The following is a 4,691-nucleotide window of genomic DNA, read 5'->3' as shown; positions in this document are numbered from 1 at the left end:
CGCGGGACCCGGCCCCGAGGCCACCGTGCAGCCCATCCCTCGGCCCCTGTGCCCGCACCGAGGCGCGGCCTGCGACCGCAAGGCCTTTTCCGCCAATCCTGGTCCGTCAAGCCGGTTCCAAATTCGGCCCGGTGCCCGCGATGGCCTGCCTGACCACGAGTCCGGCCTTTGCAGGCCCGGTTCTTGCGTTGGATCATTATCCCGCCGCACCGAGCCCGGTAGCGTGAACCCAGGCGGGCCGGTCCGGTCCAGGTTCCTGTAGTGAGCACGAGAAGGCCCTGATGAGTGGCATCCTGAGTGGCATCCTGATTCCCAGCCTCTGCCGCACCCGCCTCAGTGTGGCGGCCCCGTGGTGGCTGTTCCTGCTGCTGGCGCTGCTGTCGTCTGCGGCGCCCATCGCCGCGCTCGGCGCCGACGGCGCCCAGAATCCAACGCCCGGCTGGATGCCGGCGCCTATGGGCTATCCGCCGCCGGGGTCGGGCTACGCGCCCAGGGTTGGGCCGCAGTATCCGGGCGCAGCCCCGCCGGTGCCGGTACCGCCCGCACCCCTGCAGCCGGCGCAGTCCCCTGCAGTCGCGCAGGCAGCGCCCCGGGGCGCTTATCCGGATGTGGCTCCGGACACCGCGGATTCTGCCGACGGCGCAGCCGCCCAAGTGGCCGACGCCGACGCCGACGCCGACGCCGGCGCGGACAGCGGATCCGGCCTCGCCAGCGGCGACAGCCCCGAGTGCATGCGCTGCCACTGGATGGAGACCATGGCGTACCGCGACCGGGAGACGCGGGAGATCGTGAATCTCTCCATCGACCGGGACGCCTATGAGCACTCGGTGCACCACGAGCTCGGCTGCCGCGACTGCCACGACCGCGGCTACAAGCACTATCCGCACCGCACCAGCAGTGCCGATGAGAATCTGCAGTGCGTGGAATGCCACGACGACCGCCAGGGCGACGAGCACTACCAGCCGCCGAAGCTCGACGGCTTCGCCATCCAGTACCAGGACAGTGTGCACGCCAAGCAGGACGAGGAGCCCTTCAGCTGCTTCTCCTGCCATAACCCGCACACGTTCCGTCCGTTGCCCAACGACACGCCGGTGCCGCAGGTGGTGGCCGCCAACAACAACCTCTGTCTGGACTGCCACACCGAGCTGCGCTCGCCGGTGCCCAAGGGTCACGACTGGCTGCCGCGCCCGCAGCAGCACTGGGCCTCGGTGCGCTGCATCGACTGCCACACGCCGGTGGAGGGGCGGGACCTCTATGCCCCCTCGCACGAGATGCTGGGGGCCGAGGAGAGCAACCAGAACTGCGTCGAGTGTCATAGCCAGGGCGGACAGCTGCTGGCCCAGCTGTATGTGCACCGCGCGGAGCAAGAGCGTGAACAGGAGGGTTTCTTCGCCCACGCTATCTACAACGATGCCTATATCATCGGCATGAGCCGCAGCCCGCTCATCGATTTCATCGGGCTTGCGGTCGTCGGGCTGATGATTCTTGGCCTGGGCGCTCACGGCTATGGCCGCTATCTCGCCTACAAGAAGTACCGCAAGCCGGAGCAGGAGTCCCAATGAGCGCACTGTACCTATACCCCGTCTGGCTCAGGCTTTGGCACTGGCTGAACGCCCTGCTATTTCTGGCGTCGCTGGTGACGGGCATCAGCATGCACTTCGCGCTGGGCTGGCTGATTCCGTTGGATGTGGCCGTGCCGGTGCATAACACCAGCGGCATCCTGCTGACCGTCTCCTGGGTGCTGTTCCTCATCGGCAACCTCGTCGGCGGTAACGGCAAGCACTATCTGGTCAACATCCGGGCACTGCCGATGGACCTGTTCCGCCAAGTGCGCTACTACGTCTACGGCATCTTCGTGAACGAGCCGCACCCCTTCCACGTGAGCGCCGAGCACAAGCTGAATGCGCTTCAGACCCTGAGCTACGTGGGCGTTATGTACGGGCTCATGCCGCTCTTGATCATCAGCGGATGGGCCTTCCTGTTCTCTGGGGAGCTGCCGGAGACCGTCTTCGGCTTCGGCACCATCTGGGTGGTGGCCATGGCGCACCTGCTGCTGGCGTGGATGATGCTGCTGTTCCTGGTGGTGCATGTGTACATCATTACCACCGGTGAGACGCCCACCACCAACCTCAAGGCCATGATCACCGGCTGGCATCGGGAAGGTGCGAGTGACGAGGGGCGAGGTGCGCGGGACGGCGCCGCTGCCGACACGCGCTAGCGCGCCGTACAATCCGGGGAAACATTCAAGACAGCCGAGCCGTATTCGGACTTTCATACCATGAACACCTCTGCACAAGCCAACGCCAAACCGCCACGGGCCGGCCGCTGGGTGCTGATCGGCATCGCCGTGCTCGCGGTGGGCTATCTGCTCTACAAGCTGGTGTATCCCATCGCCTTCGATCTCTACACCGGCGTCACCAATGCCCCGCTCACCTATCCGAACAGCGAGACCCTGTCCGACGCGGAATTCGAGCAGCTGGCGCTGGAGCTCACCGAGGACGCGCGGCGCAGCCGTGCCGAGGCGGCGGTGGCGGCGGACCAGGATCCGTTCGCGCGCGAGATCAAGGTCGAGATGCTGATGCACACGCCCTCCTTCGTGGAGGACACGGAGTACAGTCACATCAAGTACTTCCGTGACGCCGGCATCCGCACCTACCAAGGGCCCGCCACCTGCCTGACCTGCCACGAGACCATGCAGGTGCAGCACGGCGACGGCAGCCTGGAGACCGTCGATACCCTGAGCGACATCGTCAACTCGGTGCACTTCAAGTTCCAGAGCGCCGCCGCCGGCGGCTTCTCCACCTACGGCTACGACGGCCGCTTGGTGAACGCCCCGGAGAGCCGGCAGATTCCGGTGGGCAAGATCAACCGCGCCTGCGGTATTCCCGGCAGCTTCTCCTGGACCGGCTGGGCCGCGCTGGTGGAGACGCAACCGCACTCACCCCCGACCACCGAGCCCCCACGCACCGAGATCACGGCGGTCTCCACGGCGGCATCGGACCCGCACGGCGGCGAGAAGGTGCTGCGCAGCGAGGGCTGCGGGCAGTGCCACATCGGCGGCAACTACCACCCGGCCACCGAGAAGATGATGCCCGTCGGCGACGTGCCGGACACGGCCAAGCGGGGCATCGACTGCCTCATCTGCCATTCGCGCGAGTACGACATGAACCAGCGCTACGTCATCCAGGACGAGCACGGCATGCGCTGGAACCAGGACCGCAGCATGCGCGCGGCGCTGACGGTGGGGCAGACCACGAAAGAAAACTGCCTCAACTGCCACCAGCACAACATGGGCGGGGACGCCTATGTGCATAACGTCGCAGCCAAGAGCCTTGGCGAGAAGCACCAGCGCATCCTGCACTCGGGCGCCAAGCGCGGTAATCCCTTTAGCCCGGAGCACGACGCCCACGCAGCGGCCAACATCCAGTGTACCGACTGCCATGTGCCGGAAGGGCACAAGATCCCGCGCGGGCGCATGGGCGTGGACCTGGTGGCCAACGACCTGCCGGAGAAGGACGTCACCTGCGAAAGCTGCCACAGCAAGACACCGCACAACGCCTCCGAGCATCGGGCGCTGCTCAACGGGCACATCGCCCGCATCGCCTGCGAGACCTGTCACATCAAGAAGCTGCAGGACAACAACGTCATCCTGCGCGACTGGGTGCATCCCACCTGGGACGAGGAAGAGGGGCTCTGGGGATTCACCGACGTCTACAAGTCCGGCGAGCCGGGCAAGGGCATCATCTATCTCTGGTTCAACGGCAACGGCACCTTCCTGGCCAATGCGCTCGGCAGCAACCCCGAGGGCGACGGCAGCTACAACCCGCTGATGCAGCAGATGGCCGAGATCACGGACCCGGAGATCATCGCGGCCGTCCGCGCCAAGGCCGAGGAGCTGAAACAGACCTACCCGGACCTGGACGTGGACCAGTACGTGACACGCGCCACCCAGCCCCTGTCGCAGCTCTCGCCGGAGATGCTGGAGAAGCGCAAGGCCATGATCGCGCAGAACCTGAAGGCCGCCATGGAGAGCGGCGAGAGCCGTATCTACCCGTTCAAGCCCTTCAACGCCATGATGTACGAGGACATGACCAACCAGGGGCCGTTCGGGGCCATGATTCTGCCCTTCGACTACGCCACCTACTACGAGCAGGGTGACCCACTGGAGGCCATGAAGGTCGCCATCCAGGACCCGATCGTCAAGCGCATGTACCAGGAGCCCTTCAAGCTCTACATGATGGACGAGTTCATGGCCTACTTCGGCGTCGAGGGCGGCTGGAAGACCGAGTTCCCCATCAAGCCGGACGGCAGCATGCCCAACGTCCAGGCCAACTGGATGCGTCAGATGGGCACGCTCATGGTCAACCACGGTATCGAGCGCCAGGGCCACACCTGCAAGGACTGCCACAGCCCCGACGGCATCCTCGACTACGCCGCCCTCGGCTACCCGCCCGAACGCGTCGAGGAGTTGTCCTCCATGGACATCGTCGAAGAGGTCGATGAAGACTTTGCCGACGCAGCAGCCGCGGGCGCCGAGGTGTCCTCGGCGCGCTAGTGCACAGCGGCGCAAAGTCGACGATTGCCTGACGTCCCGCTGACCAATCAGGCTTGGTATGGGTATCGGGCTCGGGACCGGGATCGAGCGGCCCGCGATTGCGTTTTCGCTACCCACACCAGCCCCCCCCCCCCAC

The 4,691-nt window shown here is 65.9% G+C and carries 3 protein-coding genes; all 3 read left to right on the top strand.

The genetic code is table 11. The features are described from left to right. Positions 1 to 281: 281 nt before the first annotated feature. Genes I6U14_RS09210 through I6U14_RS09200 form a run of 3 tightly spaced genes read left to right on the top strand, consistent with a single transcriptional unit; the run spans position 282 to position 4,555 of the window. Positions 282 to 1,562, top strand: coding sequence for a cytochrome c3 family protein (locus tag I6U14_RS09210; protein ID WP_296898680.1), 1,281 nt, complete (start codon positions 282 to 284; stop codon positions 1,560 to 1,562). Further along, positions 1,559 to 2,218, top strand: a complete 660-nt coding sequence (locus I6U14_RS09205; RefSeq protein ID WP_296898679.1) for a cytochrome b/b6 domain-containing protein — start codon at positions 1,559 to 1,561, stop codon at positions 2,216 to 2,218. Before I6U14_RS09210 ends, I6U14_RS09205 begins: the two co-directional genes overlap by 4 nt. A 60-nt stretch (positions 2,219 to 2,278) precedes the next feature. After that, positions 2,279 to 4,555, top strand: coding sequence for a multiheme c-type cytochrome (locus tag I6U14_RS09200; RefSeq protein ID WP_296898678.1), 2,277 nt, complete (start codon positions 2,279 to 2,281; stop codon positions 4,553 to 4,555). The last annotated feature ends 136 nt before the right edge of the window (positions 4,556 to 4,691 follow it).

Source organism: Thiohalocapsa sp., from assembly GCF_019695415.1.
In the GTDB taxonomy this organism is placed as follows: Bacteria; Pseudomonadota; Gammaproteobacteria; order Chromatiales; family Chromatiaceae; genus Thiohalocapsa.
This window is presented reverse-complemented; position numbering and strand designations above follow the sequence as displayed.

Coding starts and splice junctions, on each gene's coding strand:
- I6U14_RS09210 (WP_296898680.1), top strand. CDS start 282: ATGAGTGGCATCCTGAGTGGCATCCTGATTCCCAGCCTCTGCCGCACC.
- I6U14_RS09205 (WP_296898679.1), top strand. CDS start 1,559: ATGAGCGCACTGTACCTATACCCCGTCTGGCTCAGGCTTTGGCACTGG.
- I6U14_RS09200 (WP_296898678.1), top strand. CDS start 2,279: ATGAACACCTCTGCACAAGCCAACGCCAAACCGCCACGGGCCGGCCGC.